The 15,673-nt window shown below is 62.3% G+C and carries 17 protein-coding genes and 1 pseudogene; 6 read left to right on the top strand and 12 right to left on the bottom strand.

Translation table 11 applies throughout. The features are described 5' to 3' along the window. The 6 genes from WS69_RS18160 to WS69_RS18140 all read right to left on the bottom strand — a co-directional run. Window positions 1-542 (bottom strand): T6SS effector phospholipase Tle3 domain-containing protein (locus tag WS69_RS18160; RefSeq protein WP_442854911.1); only part of this gene is annotated, 542 nt, incomplete at its 3' end. Window positions 543-555: 13 nt separating this feature from the next. After that, complete coding sequence (locus WS69_RS18155; protein ID WP_059472111.1) at window positions 556-3,348, bottom strand: type VI secretion system Vgr family protein; 2,793 nt, start codon at window positions 3,346-3,348, stop codon at window positions 556-558. A gap of 343 nt (window positions 3,349-3,691) precedes the next feature. After that, on the bottom strand, window positions 3,692-3,997 hold the full coding sequence (locus tag WS69_RS31420) for an H-NS histone family protein (protein WP_082716289.1): 306 nt from the start codon (window positions 3,995-3,997) through the stop codon (window positions 3,692-3,694). Between the two features lie 670 nt (window positions 3,998-4,667). Continuing rightward, window positions 4,668-5,699: an extracellular solute-binding protein gene (locus WS69_RS18150; RefSeq protein ID WP_059472110.1), complete on the bottom strand. Its 1,032-nt coding sequence runs from the start codon at window positions 5,697-5,699 to the stop codon at window positions 4,668-4,670. After that, entirely contained in the window at window positions 5,696-6,547 is an 852-nt protein-coding gene (locus tag WS69_RS18145) for an ABC transporter permease (protein WP_059472109.1), read from the bottom strand. The genes WS69_RS18150 and WS69_RS18145 overlap by 4 nt, the downstream gene beginning before the upstream one ends. Then, a complete protein-coding gene (locus WS69_RS18140; protein WP_197419282.1) occupies window positions 6,534-7,379 on the bottom strand; it encodes an ABC transporter permease in 846 nt (281 codons plus the stop codon). Before WS69_RS18140 ends, WS69_RS18145 begins: the two co-directional genes overlap by 14 nt. A 572-nt stretch (window positions 7,380-7,951) precedes the next feature. On the opposite strand from WS69_RS18140, the gene WS69_RS18135 reads away from it, so the two are divergent. After that, window positions 7,952-8,404 (top strand): GNAT family N-acetyltransferase, encoded by a 453-nt coding sequence (locus tag WS69_RS18135; protein WP_059472114.1) that lies wholly within the window; start codon window positions 7,952-7,954, stop codon window positions 8,402-8,404. Window positions 8,405-8,422: 18 nt separating this feature from the next. After that, window positions 8,423-9,442, top strand: coding sequence for an AraC family transcriptional regulator (locus tag WS69_RS18130; protein WP_059472108.1), 1,020 nt, complete (start codon window positions 8,423-8,425; stop codon window positions 9,440-9,442). Between the two features lie 20 nt (window positions 9,443-9,462). On the opposite strand, the gene WS69_RS18125 is transcribed toward WS69_RS18130, so the two are convergent. Next, a complete protein-coding gene (locus tag WS69_RS18125) occupies window positions 9,463-9,897 on the bottom strand; it encodes an SET domain-containing protein (protein WP_059472107.1) in 435 nt (144 codons plus the stop codon). 111 nt (window positions 9,898-10,008) lie between these two features. Between WS69_RS18125 and WS69_RS31410 the strand changes: the two are divergent. Next, a pseudogene (locus tag WS69_RS31410) lies at window positions 10,009-10,378 on the top strand (transposase); the annotation flags it as partial. Here WS69_RS31410 and WS69_RS34210 read toward each other — a convergent pair. Genes WS69_RS34210 through WS69_RS34205 form a run of 3 tightly spaced genes read right to left on the bottom strand, consistent with a single transcriptional unit; the run spans window position 10,359 to window position 11,316 of the window. Then, the gene (locus WS69_RS34210; protein ID WP_197419281.1) at window positions 10,359-10,565 is read right to left on the bottom strand and encodes a hypothetical protein; all 207 of its coding nucleotides are present in this window, start codon (window positions 10,563-10,565) and stop codon (window positions 10,359-10,361) included. The pseudogene WS69_RS31410 and the gene WS69_RS34210 sit on opposite strands and share 20 nt — an antisense overlap. Window positions 10,566-10,623: 58 nt before the next feature. After that, window positions 10,624-11,061, bottom strand: a complete 438-nt coding sequence (locus WS69_RS18110; protein WP_059472104.1) for a YciI family protein — start codon at window positions 11,059-11,061, stop codon at window positions 10,624-10,626. A gap of 21 nt (window positions 11,062-11,082) precedes the next feature. Further along, window positions 11,083-11,316: a hypothetical protein gene (locus WS69_RS34205; protein WP_197419280.1), complete on the bottom strand. Its 234-nt coding sequence runs from the start codon at window positions 11,314-11,316 to the stop codon at window positions 11,083-11,085. Window positions 11,317-11,338: 22 nt separating this feature from the next. Here WS69_RS34205 and WS69_RS18105 point away from each other — a divergent pair, with 22 nt between their 5' ends. Next, window positions 11,339-12,457 (top strand): 3-deoxy-7-phosphoheptulonate synthase, encoded by a 1,119-nt coding sequence (locus tag WS69_RS18105; RefSeq protein WP_059472103.1) that lies wholly within the window; start codon window positions 11,339-11,341, stop codon window positions 12,455-12,457. A 114-nt stretch (window positions 12,458-12,571) separates the two neighbouring features. Then, complete coding sequence (locus tag WS69_RS18100) at window positions 12,572-12,859, top strand: hypothetical protein (protein WP_059472102.1); 288 nt, start codon at window positions 12,572-12,574, stop codon at window positions 12,857-12,859. 402 nt (window positions 12,860-13,261) lie between these two features. On the opposite strand, the gene WS69_RS18095 is transcribed toward WS69_RS18100, so the two are convergent. Next, on the bottom strand, window positions 13,262-13,933 hold the full coding sequence (locus tag WS69_RS18095; protein ID WP_059472101.1) for an O-methyltransferase: 672 nt from the start codon (window positions 13,931-13,933) through the stop codon (window positions 13,262-13,264). Window positions 13,934-13,969: 36 nt separating this feature from the next. Between WS69_RS18095 and WS69_RS18090 the strand changes: the two genes are divergently transcribed. Then, window positions 13,970-14,257: a hypothetical protein gene (locus WS69_RS18090; RefSeq protein WP_059472100.1), complete on the top strand. Its 288-nt coding sequence runs from the start codon at window positions 13,970-13,972 to the stop codon at window positions 14,255-14,257. On the opposite strand, the gene WS69_RS18085 is transcribed toward WS69_RS18090, so the two are convergent. Continuing rightward, window positions 14,206-15,672, bottom strand: coding sequence for a GGDEF domain-containing protein (locus WS69_RS18085; protein WP_059472099.1), 1,467 nt, complete (start codon window positions 15,670-15,672; stop codon window positions 14,206-14,208). The genes WS69_RS18090 and WS69_RS18085 overlap by 52 nt on opposite strands. Window position 15,673 lies beyond the last annotated feature (1 nt).

Genomic DNA, 15,673 nt, shown 5'->3' with positions numbered 1-15,673 from the left:
GCGTTGGCGAAGAACCCGCCCCCCTTGCCGAAATGGGCGTCGAGCCGGTTCGCGTGGATGTCCTGATACTGGCCGCGTGTCAGCAGATTGCCGTCGCTGTCCGCCACGCGGCTCTTGACCTCGCCCGGCCTGTTCACCTTCGCGATCTCGTTGTCCGCCGCCCGATAGCCCCAGTAAAACGGGAGAAACATGCTGTGGGTGCCATTGGCTTCCACGCGCTGGTGGAGATACATGTCTGGATCGCCCAATACCTCTGCGTATCGAACTGTATCGCCCTTCTTTTTGGCCGCCGACGCGCTCACATACCGCTGGCCGTATTCGCCCGGCCGCAGATCGCTCCGCGACAGGCGCTCGTTGAGCCCTTGGCAGAGCCCGCGCTCAACGGTCGCATAGGCCGCACCCGGATCGTTGACGCCGTGAATGAAGATCACCACGCCCGGAAGATCGGCCGGAACCTGAACGGGCCGATCGCCCGGCCGATTCGCCATCGTAACGCCCGCCCCTTGGGCGGCCGCGTGATACTGATCGTTGTTATCGCTCATCGTTCGCTCGGATTCAAAGCTTCGGCTTCAGATAGTCGACCTTCGCGATACGCATCGCGTCGTCCTTGACCAAATCCGTCAGGCCGCTCGCGTCGGTCTTGCCCTCGATGACGCGCCCGTCGTCCAGTGTGATCCGGAATGGCTTGTTCGCCGCCGCCGGCAGATCGCCATCCTCGCCCGGATAGTGCAGCTTGAAACGCTGATCCGTCGGCTGATGGTTGAACGCGCTCTTCGCCGCCTGCGCCGTCGACGGCCCGCCCCACTGGTGCGACGCCGACAGCAGCTCGATGTCGCCGTTCGTGCCGAGCGTGATGCCGTTGCCGATCTCGAGGTAGCTGCCGTCCTCGGCGACGAGCCGGATCTTCGGCGCGCTCACGAGCACCTCGTTCTCGTTCGTCGTGATCTTGACGCCCTTCTGGGCGTTCACCGTCAGCGTGTCGGCCTGCGCCTGCAGCAGCACTGGTCCTTCGCCCGCCACGGCCTGCACGCCCGCGCCTCGCGCAAACAGCTGCATCCCTTGTCCCGCCGTCGCATTGAACCGCTGGCCGCTCATCAACTGAAGATGCCGCTGCGCGACCTGATCGATGTTCTCGCCGGCGTAGGTCACGTGCGTCTTCGGGGTGACGTTTACCGACCCAGCTTGTGCGCCGAACGCCATCAGTGCCTGATCTGCGCCGACGGCCGGCGCGCCGACGCTGCCCGCTCCCGCGCCGGTGCCCGGCGCCCAACTCTTGAAGGCCGCGGCCACCGCCTGCTGGCCGGCCGTATCCGCCGCCTGCCCGCCGTGCTGTCCCGCGTAATCGCCCAACGCCTTGAACAGCGCCGTGCATTCGCCGAGCAGCAGGACCAGCTCGTCACGGTCGAGTTGGCCGCCGCTCGCCTGCGTGCGCGCGTACGTCGTCAGCAAGATGCCTTGTGCCGCCCGCAGCGCCGCCGCGGCATCGGTGCGCAGCTCCGCGCCCTCGCCGCGGTCGTTGCCATGACCGTTCTCGCGCGGCTGGGTCAGATAACCGAGGTTCAGCTGCGAGTGCGCATGCTCGCTCGCCAGCTGCGCGCTGATCTGATTCGGCGTGTCGTCTAGGCGCAGTTGGTTGTACCGCTGCCCCTTGATCTCCTTCGTCTTGATGCCCGACAGGTAACGGTTGCCCGGCAGCCTGCCCGCATGGCTGAACGTCGCCGGCGGATTCGCACCGTTGCTCAGCACCCCGATGATCACCAACCGGTCCGGATCGCCGCCGACACAACCGAGCAACACTTCCATGCCGACTCGCGGCAGAAACGATGCGCCGAAATGGGTACCGGCAAGACTCGTCGCCACGCGGATCGGTGCGCTGTCGCCCGCATTGTCGTTAGTGCCCGCGCCCTGCGCGTGCGCGTGGTCCACCGGGTCGAGGCCGTGAATCCGCACGCGCACCCGGCCGTCTTCGTCGCAGAACACTTCTTCGCCCTCAGCGCCGACGATCGTGCCTGTCAGCAGATGCACGGGCGGCAAGTCGGCTTGCGGATCGTACGCGGGCGCAAGCGGCACGCCGCGGCGCACGCAGGTGAACGTGTTCTCGTAACGGGTGTCGGCATCCTTCGCGAGCGCGGCCGGCAATGCAGGGGCTGCGTGCGCGAGATTGCGGCTCGCCGCGAACAGCGCCTGTACGCGTTCGTTGAGCCCTTTGGGCAGGTTGTTCCAAATGTCGTGGTCGATCGACGTGATCACGAACCGGCGTTTTTCGGGAAGTTGCTTGTCCCATTCCGGGTCGCCCGTCAGCGTGACCCATGCGCCCACGGCGAGGTCTCGCACACCGCTGACGCCGTCGTAACGTTCAGCTTCGAACTCGTGCGCGAGCATGCGCGCGTGCGTGAGCCGCTCGTGATCGCGCCACGAATCGCCCGCGTGCGGGATGTCGATCGCGACGTCGGTCAGCAACCTGGCCAGGTCGTTGCCTGCCTCGCCCTGATCGAGACTCGAACCGACGGTCGATTCGTCGATTCGGGCCTTCTTGTAATCCCATGACGGCCGACCGGCCTTGCCCGGAATCAGTTGCCGATGCAGCGCGAACAGCGTGACCGTGTCGCGCTGCTCGGTGCCGGCGTCACGCGGATGCAGTCGGACCGTGCCCGCCGGCGCTTCCGGCAGCGACATCGGATCGTCACAGCATACGAGCGTGTGCACTGGCGTTTCGTCGTGAACGTTCTGCGCGCGTTTCGCCCGACCGGCCTTTGCAAACGCGGTGATCCCTTCGCGGCGCAGCAGGCGACGCACGAAGTGCGCATCCGATTCATTGACCTGGCGGGTCAGTTCGCGGGGCGGATACCGGTCGGCGCGAAGGCCGGATAGATCGAACTCGAACGCGCGCGCAAGGGCCGGGCTGCGCTGCTGCCATTCGTTGAACAGCGTGGTGAGAATGTCGACGATGTTCCGTTTCCGAAACACGCGCGAATTGGTGCGCTTGTCCATCAACGACAGTGCGTCGCACACGGTCAGTTGGTACACGCAGAGTTCGCCGTCGCTTTGTCCGATCTGGACGTCGCTGATGATTGCGTTCACCATGTGCAGCTGTCCGCGGTCGGTAACGAGCCGGATCGAAACCGGGATGCCGAGGAATACGCCGGGCGGCAGGTTGTGGCGGGTCGACACGCAGGTCAGACGCCCCCGGATCCCGCTCATCAGCCCTTCCTGAACACTCGCGTGCTGCAGCGCGAGGAGATGGCCGATCGCGGCCTGCGCGGCGCCAAAGTGCAACGCGACCGGGCGGTTATTCCAGTCGACCGCCCCCGACGCGAAACCGCGTAGCGTATCGTTCAAATTAGTCACGGCAGACTCTCAGGTTTCTGCTTGGATTTCGAAAGGGAGGAGTGTCGATTCTCGAGTCGACTGAAGTCCCCCACGGCGCGTTAATTTTAGCAAGGTCCGGACAAATGGCCGCCAAATTAACGAAGGTTCACGATCGCTTCGATGGTGAACCATGACGTGAGATGGCGTGAAACCTGTCAAAGTCAACGGGTCTATTCCGTCTATTGGCGCGCTGAGTGCCGGCCGCCGCACCCGTGGCATCGGAATTGACCGCGGAAGCGAAGACATCTCTGCCTACCGGCTCCTCTCATGGCTGTTGCAAGAGCGCATGGGCTTGAGTACCGTCCCGGCGCGCGGTTGCTGATTACGTGGGCCGATCAATAACGAATTCGTCGCGCGGCAGGCCAGACATCCATTTCGGAGTTCGGCCTCGACCGCTCCATGTCTCCCCAGTCATTGGGTTTCGATATTTCGGTGGAAGCGGGCCACGTCGCTTGTCAGGCGAGCGCAGGCGAGTCCAATGCGGAAAAATCTGCTCAGGCCGGATCTCGAATCTCAAGACAGCCTCTCGTATCTCCGAGAGTACCGTTGAGATTTCGCGCCGCTTCGCTGCTTCGGCTTCCTTATTGAGTGCATCGAGTTGAGCCTTCAGTTCTGGGTAGGTTGCCACAATAGCACTCCAATTGACATACGTTCCAGCGCGCGCACCGATCGAGGAGCGCGATAGCGGAATGGGTGTACTGGCGAGTTACGCCATCCAACACAACGGGAATAAAAAGGCGATCGTCGGTCCCGACGATCGCAAAACCGCCTGCTCCGAGGCAGATCGGAGGGCAGCAGGCGGTGGCCGATTCAAGCTAAGCGGTTAGGTATCGCCTGCGCCCTGCGCGGGAATGCAGCGAATCTCGTGTGGCGGGATAGCCGAATTCTCGCTTGGACGATGGTTGAAGCGCGGCGATGCACGCTGTCTGCGGATCGGACGGTCGATGGCTGCCACGCTTTCTGATGGATGCTGCGCGATTACGCGATGGTGCGCGCACGCCGAATTCGAGGCACGCGACGTTGATCTTGGGACGGCAATAGCAATCGTCGCCGTCGCGACCGGACGGGTGTGCCAATGTTGCCGTAAAATACGGTCAGCCATGGTGGTCTCTCATTGTGTTCACCTAGGTTAGGAGGCGGGCGATGTTCGCAGCATCGCCCGCCTCCGGTTCTCTTCAGACTTCCGCATTGAGGTTGCCCGCTTCGTGCTAGCGGGCCGGAGACGTGATGGTCGTCGTCCGTTCTCCTTCTGCGTTACCGATCCGCTGTATCGGGAGATACCTGAGTCTCATTGCAGTTCATCGGTTCCCCTTCAACTTCAACCAGACCTTGTTGCGCAACTGAATCGCGGCGGCCGAGCACATCTTGTACGGCTTGAGCCGCGCTTTGTATTGCTCCGGCGTCTTGACCGCTGGATTGCTCAACAGCGCTGCATCAACGTAGCGGTCGGAGCCGATGATCTCGTTGCTGTACCGGATAGCGTTCGTCACCTGCGCGATGTTCTCCGGCCGCATCATCCAATCGAGGAACTTGTAGGCTGAATCGACATTGCGAGCCTTTGCCGGGATGAGCAGGCTGTCCATGAACAGACGCACACCCTCCTTCGGATAGACGAACTTGATCGACGGGAGGCGCTCCTGCGCACGCACTGCCGCTCCGTTCCAAATATGCTGCACCGTGATCTGCTTGGACGCGAGGCGATCGACCGTGCCGTCGTTGCTGTACGTTTTCACGAATGGCTTTTGCTTTTGCAGAACATCGAGTACCCGTTTTGCGTCTGCTGGATTCTTCGTGCATTCATCTTGGCCCAGGTACCAACTCGCGGCCATGTACAACTCCTCTTCGACGTCCAGATCGCCAATCTGGCCGCGCAATGCTTCGGGCGGCTCGAAGAACGACCTCCAACTGTCGTCAAGTCGTCCGCCGGGGACGCGCGCGCTGTCGTAAGCGAAGCCCGTGAGCACGACCGTAAAAGGCATCGCATAGTCGCGTTCGGGATCGAATGCCGGATGACGGTATTCCGGCTTGATATTCGCCATATTCGGCAGCTTGCTCTTGTCGAGCTTGAGCAGCAGGCCGGACTTCACGAGCACGGGCACGTAATAATCACCGGCGATCACGACGTCGTACCCTCCTCCTCCGGCCTGCAACTTTTGCGTCAGCGCCGCATCGCTCGCGTAGGTGTCGAGCGTCGTCTCGATTCCCGTTTCCGCGTGAAACTTCTTGAGCAGTGCGACAGGCATGATGACAGGCCAGCTTCCAACATGTAGCTCAGCGGCCGTCGCGGTCCCAGCTGCAGCAAGTAGCATTGCCCCGATTATTTTCTTCATACGGCTCTCATTGTCTGAATGTTTGGGTGATGTGTTTCAACGCGGGTGCCCATGGATCTGCTTGCCCTGCGTGCGCCAAGGGCCCAGACCGTCAGGAGCTGAATGGATGAAAGCGCAACGACCGCGACCGAGACAGCGCTGACCTTCGGCGTAATTCCGATCTTTAGGGAACTGAAGATGTACATCGGCAAGGTGGTCATCCCGGCGCCCGCCAGAAAGTAGCTAGTGACGTAGTCGTTCATCGACGCGACGAACGAGAGGAGCGCGCCCGCGACAATACCGGGCAACGCCAAAGGCAATGTGATTTGTCGGAACGCAGCCCATGGAGGAGCCGAAAGATCAGCTGCAGCCTCGAGCAATGTGCGGTCGATCGTCTTTAACCGTGCGTTGATTGGCAGATACGCGAGCGGAACGCAAAACACCACGTGAGCGAACAAGACCGCAACAAAACCGACGTCGAGTGCGAACATCGAAAACAGCATCATCGTTGCGATAGCGAGCACCACCTCCGGAACCGCCAGCGGCAGCGCGATCACCAACGCACGCAGATCGATTGCTCGGCGCTCATTGCGTGACCACGCTGCGACGGCTGCGCTCGTAGCCAGCCCCGTCGAAACAACCATGGATCCGAGAGCAAGAGCCAGGGAATTCCGTACCGCCCGAATCAGTGTCGGGTCCGACCAAGCTTCGATGTAACCGCGCAGGCTCCACCCTTTCCACATAAGTGCGGAAGGCCCGTCATTGAAACTCATCCACCCAACGACCAGCAACGGCAGGTAGAGGAACATCAGCACGGCGATCGCGATCCCTGCCGTCAATGGAAACCGACGTAGCTCAGGCGAATTCATGTTCGTGCACTCGTCGTTGGAGGATGGACGTCAGGCGCAGCGCGAGCATGGCCAGGAGGACGACTGCGAGAATTGCGAACGACATAGCCGCTCCCAGCGGCCAATCACGGCCCCCGGCGAACTGAAAGTCGATCAGGTTGCCGACCATGAACGCATGATTGCCGCCTAGCAGCCCTGGAATCGCGTATGACCCTAGCGCAGGGACAAAAACGAGTCCAACGCCCGCCATGATGCCCGGGCGACAGACGGGCAAGATCACATGCAATAGAGCGGCCGCTCTGTGCGCGCCGAGGTCATACGCTGCTTCGACCAACCGCCAGTCGAACTCGTCGAGCGCAGCGAAGATAGGCAGAATCATGAAGGGGGTGAATGCATAGACGAGGCCGATTAGTGTCGCGAGATCGGTGTACAGGAGGCCGAGTGGACCGCGCAGCAGGCCCAAATAGCTCAGAGCTTGAGCCACCAGCCCATTGTCCGCCATGACGATAATCCATCCGGTCATCTGCACGACGACGCAAGTCCAGAACGGGATTGTCACGAGCACCAGCAGAGCGGCTTTCCATTTCGGCGTGCGCGTTGCGATGAACAATGCGGTAGGAAATCCGACAAGCAAGCACCCGGCGGTAGCGAACACCGCCATCGTCATGGACCGAACGAAGATGTTGATATAGCCTTGTTGGAGCACGAGCGCGCCGTCCCAATCCCGATCGAACACCACCCGTTCGTACGCTCGGAGCGTGAACTCTCCCCACGCGACCCCACCAAATTCCAGCGGCGCGTTGACCGATACCACAGCTAGCACGATCAGTGGGAGAACGACGCCCAACGTCATGACGAACACAGACGGCTCGAGAAGCACTCGCCACGATTTAAGCAAATCTAGTATGGGAATTCTAAAAACCACCAACTACCTCGAATCGGTTAGCTCGTAGGGACGAGAGTCTGACAAATTGGTCGCCATATTTTATAGAGCGGCCCCGAGCCTACCGCGTCAATCTGTTACCCCCAAGCGCCAAAATTGTTACGGCCAACCAACATCAATGCTAATTAGCTCAGTTGTTTTGATTATCGCAACGCTCAAGCGCTGATTATTGATCGGGGGTCGGAGTGTCCAAGTAGTTGTGGTTTTTAAGATTACCATTGAAATGTATGGGTAATGAAAGGATGCGTGTTGACGGCGTGGTCCGTATTTGGCGTGGTGACAAGCTGCACCGATATCATGCGTGCCGCACGCTTTCGGTCCAGAGAGCGCCATTGCCTGCACCCAAATTGCCAGTATGAAGTTCGATCCTTGGGAAAATCGGAGCGATGCTCCGACATGTGTAACAATCGTACCGTAGGGATGCGCTGGATGAGCAGGCATCAATGCACTTCACCATACGAAATAGAGAGAAGATGGCGAATATGATCACGGCCGAGCGTTTAGATTACCGCCCTATGAGGGAGGGTGACATTGGTGCATTTTACGATGTGCGCTTCTCGGTAAGCGAAAATAGGATTCACCCGCATCAGATCCATTTGCTGAATCGCGACCTATTGATCGAAAAGATCCGACAGGGCGGGGGCTGGATCTGCGAGTGCGGCGGCGAAGCGGCCGGGGTATGTCTGCCCGTCATTACCGATACACCGTTCATTTCTGCTCTATTTGTTAAACCAATCTTTCATGGCATGGGTATTGGACGCGAGTTGCTCGAGCGCGCGGTGAAATGGTTGAGGGTCAAAGGAATGGAGAAGGTCACCTTGGTCACCGACCCAGGTTCGCGAGCCGATGGCTTCTACCAGCATCTCGGATGGAAGCGCGGCGAGTTGGACGAGTACGGCTGCCAAGTCGTCTTTTCGAAATCGCTGAAAGAATAAGCTATCCGAGGATGTTGGATGAAGCCAGTAGCCATGACGGCCAATCGCAGCGCGACGCAGCGCCCTGCACCGCTTCATACTATTTTTATTACGCTTGAGGTAATGAAACGTATAGGATTATCGAGTGAGATTCTCCTAGTCGGCACCGGTATTCCGCCTTCTGACGTCGAGCGCCCCAACGCAATGGTGACGCATGCGCAAGAGATGGTCTTATTTGCAAATGCTCTGAAGATTACGGGAAATTCTGCAATTGGGCTTCATATCGGCAATGAAATTCCAGTGACGGCATACGGGCTTCGGGCCCACGCGATGCTTGTTAGCCCTACGTTGGGTGACGCGATGCGTCTAGCGTTTGAACATCCGTTACTAGGAATAAGTTATTTTCGGATGAAACTGTCCGTCGACGGCGATACGGCTCGAATTATTGTTGGTGGCTACACCTACCGGTCCGACTTGCTTGTTTTAAACACTGACATGTGCTTTACCGCGGTCCGGCGGCAGATGATGGACTTGATAGGAAAATCGCCAAACTTCACCCGTATCGGGTTTACCTTCTCAAGACCTCCTCACGAAAATATTTATTCCGAGTACTTTCCATGTCCTGTGGCATTCGATTCTGAACAGAATTTTCTCGAATTTGATGCCTCAATTTTAGGTACGAAATTACCTCTCGCTCATCCTATTGAGTATGAGGTCGCGAAGAAAGCGTGCGCGAAACGGGAGTTTGAATTGGCGCATTGGATGCCGACTGACCTCGTGGGACAACTGCTCTGTCTGATGTATGAAAATCCGAACTGTCAGGATGTCGTCAAGTTCGCCGAGCAGCTTGGTATGTCGTTACGCAGTTTGCAACGCAGACTTAAAGATATGGGAACATCGTTTAGTGCTTTGCAAGACCTCGTTCGACAGGATATCGCGTCGAAATACCTCGCGGAAAGACATTATACGGCCAAAGAGATAGCCGCCCGCCTCGGATACAAGAATGCATCTGCGTTTAGTCGCGCATTGAAGCGTTGGTCGAATCTGACTGTCGACTGATTCCAATTCGTTGAAATTTACTAGGGGGCAATCATCGAACCGCGGCACCGTACACTGCCGCAGTGGCAAGCGTATTCTTGACGAGCTTGTTCCGAAACCGATCCGGTGACTTCTAGCCCGTAGTCAATGAAGAGCTCCTCGCCCGGGGCGATGTTCCGGGCCGCCTCGATGAAGATGCGGTTCTTCGACTCGACGGCTCGGCAGTTTGGGGCACACGCATGGTTGAGCCATCGTGCGCTGTTGCCCCCGATACTGCCGTCGATTACGTGACCGTTTGAGAGGCCGAAGTAGAACGTGTGTCCAGCGTGTCCGTGGCGACGATGTGCTTGCGTTGCCGTTCGCCACGCGATGACTTCGCCTTTGTACTCGAGCAGCAATTCGCCAGCCTTTAGCGGCCGCAGCGCGAACACTCCATTGCCATGGACGCTCGACTTGCGCACGACGAAGCGCTTCATATCGTTTTTCTGTTCCTTACGTATCTTGGGCGATGAACCTGGAAATGACCCGCTTTCGTGGACACGATCTATCCTGTTCGTGCCGCAGTCCGGCATTCCCTGGGAGATACGCTGACGGGCACGAACCGTAACGACGTCTTCCATCTATTGCCACTCGTCGAGGCGATCCCGCCCATCCGTGGCAAATGGGGACGGCCATCGCCGAAGCCGGTCGTCGTGCAGGCCGATCGTGGCTACGACCATGACAAGTATCGCAAGCCACCGCACGCTGCCGGTGTTGCTACGCAGATCGCCCGTCGCGGCAAGCCACACGGAAGTGGCCTTGGCAAGACACGATGGGTTGTCGAGCGCACCTTCGCATGGCTGCACAACTTCAAGCGTCTGCGCATCGTGTTCGAACGCCTTGCGATCATACACGAGGCGTTCATGAAACGCAGCCTGCATCATCTGTTGGCGACTGCTTAAAAACGCTTTCTATTAGCGCTTTTAAGCCGCCTTCCGTCGCCCACCGCGCCGTTCGACCGAATGCCGCCCTTGCGCGCGCGACGCAATTCGCAAACTCCGCCGCCGCGGCCGGCGTCGCCCCCCCCCGCATTCCGCTCGACAAGGCCGATCTCCCGGCGGAACGCGTCGTCCCCGAGCGACAGTTCAACGACGCCCTTCGGCATCTGCGGCGCAGCCGTGCGCGGCACGCGCGCGCCCCTGACGCCTGACGCAGGCGAAGCGTCAGCGCCCGCCCTTCGCGTTGTCGTCGATCTCCGTCTGCAGGCGCGCCTCCTGCTCCCGCAACTCCGGCGTCAGCTCCGCGCCGAAGTCCTCCATTTCGAACAACGGCCGGATCTCGATCTCCGACTCGCCTTCCATCGGATTCGGGCACCGCCTGACCCACTCGACGGCCTCGTCCATCGACGCGACCTTCCACAGCCAGAACCCGGCGACGAGTTCCTTGGCCTCCGCGAACGGCCCGTCGATCACGGTTCGCGCGCTGCCCGAGAAGCGCACCCGCTTGCCCTTGGCGCTCGGATGCAGACCTTCGCCCGCAAGCATCACGCCCGCCTTCACGAGCGCCTCGTTGAACTTGCCCATCGCTGCGAGCAGTTCCGTGCCGGGCATCTTGCCCGCTTCCGAAGCGTTCGTCGCCTTCACGATCACCATCACACGCATCGTCTTCTCTCCTTGAGCGAATTATTCGAGCCGCACCGCCACCGAACCCGACCCGGTTTCGTCCAGCCGCCTCGACACAACGACGAACCAGCGCCACCAAATTCGACATCTTTGCGCAAAAATACTCGGCGCGTGCGTCGACACCCGCCCGCCGCCGGCTCCGGGCGACGCGGCGCGATCGTTTGCCGCAACACAGCGCGAACGCGTTTGCCGCGCCGCCCCGGCGGCGGCGCGGATGCCATAATCGTGGCTCACTTCGCAGAATCGGGACCCCACCATGCAAAATATCGACAATCCCCAGCACGACCGGGAAGCGGGCTTCGCCGACGCGACGCAGGACACGACGCGCATCGACGACGTCCGCATCGGCGCGGTGCGCCCGCTCATCTCCCCGGCGCTGCTGCAAGACGAACTGCCCGTGCCGCCCGCCGTTCAGACGCTCGTCGAGAAGCGCCGCCAGGCGATCGGCGACGTGCTGCACGGCCGCGACGACCGCCTCGTGACGGTCGTCGGCCCATGCTCGATCCACGATCACGACCAGGCGCTCGATTACGCGCGCCGGCTCAAGGCCGCCGCCGACGCGCTGCACGACGACCTGCTGATCGTGATGCGCGTGTACTTCGAGAAGCCGCGGACGACGGTCGGCTGGAAGGGCTACATCAACGATCCGCGGCTCGACGGCAGCTTCCGCATCAACGAAGGGCTGCGCGCCGCGCGCCAGCTTCTGCTCGACATCAACGCGCTCGGCCTGCCCGCGGGCACGGAATTCCTCGATCTGCTGAGCCCGCAGTACATCGCAGACCTGATCGCGTGGGGCGCGATCGGCGCGCGCACGACCGAGAGCCAGAGCCACCGTCAGCTCGCATCGGGCCTGAGCTGCCCGATCGGCTTCAAGAACGGCACCGACGGCGGCGTGCAGATCGCGGCCGACGCGATCGTCGCCGCGCGCGCGAGCCACGCGTTCATGGGCATGACGAAGATGGGGGTGGCGGCGATCTTCGAGACGCGCGGCAACGACGACGCGCACGTGATCCTACGCGGCGGCAAGAAGGGCCCGAACTACGACAGCGCGAGCATCGACGACGGCTGCGCGGTGCTGCGCGCGGCGGGTCTGCGCGAACAGGTGATGGTCGACTGCTCGCACGCGAACTCGAACAAGTCGCACTTGCGGCAGATCGACGTCGCCGAGGACCTCGCGCGGCAATTGTCGCAAGGCGAGCGGCGCATCACCGGCGTGATGATCGAAAGCAATCTCGAGGCCGGCCGGCAGGACCTGAAGCCGGGCGTGCCGCTGCAATATGGCGTGTCGGTCACCGATGCGTGCCTGAGCTGGGCGCAGACCGAGCCGGTGCTCGACACGCTCGCGCAGGCGGTGCGGCGGCGGCGCGCGGCCTGACGGCGGGCACACCGAAACTTCGCGGTTGCCGTCCGTTCGACGCGGGCCGCGGCACACCATTCGCGCTCGCGAGGATCGCCGGAAAACACGATAGCCCCCGTCGATGAGGAAGCCATGAGCGCCAGTGCGGATGTCGATGCGGCAGTCGCCAAGCAGTACAACGGGTTCGGCCGATTCGGAGAGCTGGCGCAACTGGCCAGACGCTTCGACCGCGCCTTTCTGACGGCGGTCCGCGATGCGTTCCTGTCGACGGCCCACCCGGCCGAATCGCTTCAAATCTCGATGGGCTGGATCGACAAAAAGCTGTATGCGGACATGCAGCCTTACGGCGCCGTCGATTGCTACGCGAACACCATCCATCCACCCGCCCGGTCGAATTGGGCGACACCGCCATTTTCGTGATCGAGGCATTCGCCAGGGATCGCCGAATCACGCTTCGTCGCGGCAGAGGCTTGATCGTGCAGGCCAAGGCTGCGCCGGGCGCGCAACGGCCGAAGGTTCCCGTCACGTCGTTGTCGTTGTCGTTGTCGCTGTCCAATCCCGACGCATCGGCCAACAAGGAGCTTGCGCTGCTGTTGGCGTGGCCGAAGTTCGACCTGCATCGCGCGAATGCACGCCGCGAACCGCTAGGCGAGCGCGATGTCGAACAGCGCGATCGGACATTCGGTCGCTTGCGCCATTGGGAAACAACGGTATCCGGTCGTCGTCATCCATCGCACGCGGCCCGACTGAAGCCCGGTTCGGCATCCGGAAATCTCTTGCATCGCCGGGGTCCGACCTTCCGGGCCATTGACGGACATCCGCCTACACCGACGACACGACCGTCAACGCGAACCCGTCCCAGCCTTTCGAGCCGACCGTCTGCAGCGCGGTCGTCGTCAGGCGCGGATCGGCGGCGATCAGGCGGAAGTATTCGCGCACGCCGATCGCGTCCGGATCGTCGTTCCGCCGATCCGCGACACGCCCCTGCCGCACGACGTTGTCGGCGACGATGACGGTCCCCGCGCGGGCCAATTCGACTGTCAGCGGCAGGTAGTCCGGATAGCTTTCCTTGTCGGCGTCGAGAAAGATCAGGTCGAACGGCTCGGTCCGCTCGGCGATCAGCCGCTCGAGGCTGTCTTTCGCACGGCCGACGACGACCGACACGACGTCCGCCAATCCCGCGCGCGCGATGTTCTTCCGCGCGAGCGCCGCATGGTCCGGATTCGCTTCGAGCGTCAGCAGTACGCCGCCCGGCGGCAGCGCCCGCGCGAGCCAGATCGTGCTGTAGCCGCCGAGCGTGCCAAGTTCGAGAATCCGGCGCGCGCCGCGAATCGTCGCGAGCAGGTTCAGGAACTTGCCCTGATTCGCGGTGACGTTGATGGCCGGCAAGCCGGCCGCCTTGCTCGAAGCCAATGCCGCATCCAGCGCCGGATCGGACGGCGCGAGCTGGCGGCAGAAGAAATCGTCCACCGCGTTCCATTGTCGTTCGCTCATCGCGCACCTTTCGCTGTCGGGAGAGAAGGCCATTCTATGCTCGGCGGCGCGCTGTCGCCTGACGATCTCGCCGGCTGGATTTGCCTGACCGGTCGTCAGGAGGAAATCGAAGCCGAAACGCGCGGCGAGCATCGCCGCTCGGCTGCGCCGCTGGTCAAGCTGATCAAGCTGGTCAAGCCGCTCGTGTCGCTCGTGCGGCCCAAGCGGATCGAAACCCCGAAGAAGACCGCTCAAAACCGCTGCGCCCGAGCGCCCCGAAGCTGCCCGTCGCATCAGCCGAGCCCGACGTCGGCCACGCGATTCCGGCCGCCCGCCTTCGCCTGATAGAGCGCCTGATCGGCCGCCTCGACGACGGCCTCGACGTGCGGCGCGGGCGTGCCGTCCGGCTGCCACGCCGCAACGCCGACGCTGACCGTCACGAACCCGACTTCCGATCCTTCGTGCTCGATCCCGAGCATCCGCACGCCCATCCGCACGCGCTCGGCGACGACGAGCGCGCCGCCGCGCGGCGTGTCCGGCAGCACGACGACGAACTCCTCGCCGCCGTATCGCGCGACGACGTCGCCGAGCCGCGCCGCCTGCTGCGCGATGCAGCGCGACACGGTCGCGAGCACGTCGTCGCCGACCTGATGCCCGTATGTGTCGTTGTAGCGCTTGAAGTGATCGATGTCGACGAACAGGATCGCGAGCGGCCGCTCGCCGCACACCGCGCGCCGCCATTCACGCTCGAGCGTCTCGTCGAGCGCGCGCCGGTTGTGCAGTCCCGTGAGGCTGTCGGTGCCCGCGAGCCGCGCGAGCGCCGCTTCGGCCGTCGACTTGCGCCACAGCGAATGCGCGAGATACGCGCTCATCGCGACGAAGATCAGCGCGAACACGCCCGTCAGCACGCCGAAGCGCCACGTGCGGACCCGCCACGCCGCATAAATGTCTTCGTCGGCGATCGCGACCTGCACGATCAGCGGAATCTCGTCGAGCCGGCGATACAGGTAGAAGCGCCTCACGTGATCGATCGGCGCGACGTCGAAAAACTCGCCCGAGCGCCCGAATTGCATGCGCATGTGCGGGCTCGTCCCGCTGAGGTCGAGGCCGATGGTCTTCTCGTCGAACGGAATCCGCGTCACGATGCGTCCATCCGCGTGAATCAGCGCGAGCGCGCCGTGCCGGCCGACGCCCGCCGCCGCCAGCAGTTGCCGGAAATATGACAGGCGCACCGCGAGCACGACGACGCCCGCGAACGAGCCGTCCGCGCGCTCGATGCGGCGCGACAGCGCGACGCTCGGCTCGCCGCCTCGCGCCGGAATCCGATACGGACCGCTCAGGAATGTTCCGAGCTTCGGATCGTCGCGTTGCGCGGAGAAGAAGTCGTACGACGCGAAACGCCCCGGCGGCGGACCGTCCACCGACGCGAGCTGCACGCGCCCGCGCGCGTCGAGCACGTAGATCGCGCCGGCCACGTTGGCGGCCACCGCGGCATCGAACAGGATCTCGCGGCGCAGGTCGGCGGACAACTTGGCGATCCGTCGGTCGCCGAGCTGCGCGGCGATGCGGCGCAGCGTCAGGTCGTGCAGGCGAAAGCCTCGCGTGACATCGTGCCCGATCATCCGCAGCGTGTTGCGCGCGGCGTCCTGCGCGTGCTCGAACGCGTCGTCGCGGCTGTCGCGCAGGATCGCCGCGCAAATGGACATCATGACGATCGCGATCGCCACCGCGCCGGCGATCACCATGTAGCCGAGCGGCATC

The sequence above is a fragment of the Burkholderia sp. BDU5 genome (genome assembly GCF_001522845.1).
Taxonomy (GTDB): Bacteria; Pseudomonadota; Gammaproteobacteria; order Burkholderiales; family Burkholderiaceae; genus Burkholderia; species Burkholderia mayonis.
Note: the sequence above shows the minus strand (reverse complement) of the source record. Positions and strands in the feature narration are given on the sequence as shown.

Bases quoted from the DNA above. Each gene is read 5' to 3' on its own strand.
- WS69_RS18150 (WP_059472110.1), bottom strand. From the start codon at position 5,699: ATGAAGAAAATAATCGGGGCAATGCTACTTGCTGCAGCTGGGACCGCG.
- WS69_RS18145 (WP_059472109.1), bottom strand. From the start codon at position 6,547: ATGAATTCGCCTGAGCTACGTCGGTTTCCATTGACGGCAGGGATCGCG.
- WS69_RS18140 (WP_197419282.1), bottom strand. From the start codon at position 7,379: ATGACGTTGGGCGTCGTTCTCCCACTGATCGTGCTAGCTGTGGTATCG.
- WS69_RS18135 (WP_059472114.1), top strand. From the start codon at position 7,952: ATGATCACGGCCGAGCGTTTAGATTACCGCCCTATGAGGGAGGGTGAC.
- WS69_RS18130 (WP_059472108.1), top strand. From the start codon at position 8,423: ATGAAGCCAGTAGCCATGACGGCCAATCGCAGCGCGACGCAGCGCCCT.
- WS69_RS18125 (WP_059472107.1), bottom strand. From the start codon at position 9,897: ATGAAGCGCTTCGTCGTGCGCAAGTCGAGCGTCCATGGCAATGGAGTG.
- WS69_RS34210 (WP_197419281.1), bottom strand. From the start codon at position 10,565: ATGCCGAAGGGCGTCGTTGAACTGTCGCTCGGGGACGACGCGTTCCGC.
- WS69_RS18110 (WP_059472104.1), bottom strand. From the start codon at position 11,061: ATGCGTGTGATGGTGATCGTGAAGGCGACGAACGCTTCGGAAGCGGGC.
- WS69_RS18105 (WP_059472103.1), top strand. From the start codon at position 11,339: ATGCAAAATATCGACAATCCCCAGCACGACCGGGAAGCGGGCTTCGCC.
- WS69_RS18100 (WP_059472102.1), top strand. From the start codon at position 12,572: ATGAGCGCCAGTGCGGATGTCGATGCGGCAGTCGCCAAGCAGTACAAC.
- WS69_RS18095 (WP_059472101.1), bottom strand. From the start codon at position 13,933: ATGAGCGAACGACAATGGAACGCGGTGGACGATTTCTTCTGCCGCCAG.
- WS69_RS18090 (WP_059472100.1), top strand. From the start codon at position 13,970: ATGCTCGGCGGCGCGCTGTCGCCTGACGATCTCGCCGGCTGGATTTGC.
- WS69_RS18085 (WP_059472099.1), bottom strand. From the start codon at position 15,672: ATGCCGCTCGGCTACATGGTGATCGCCGGCGCGGTGGCGATCGCGATC.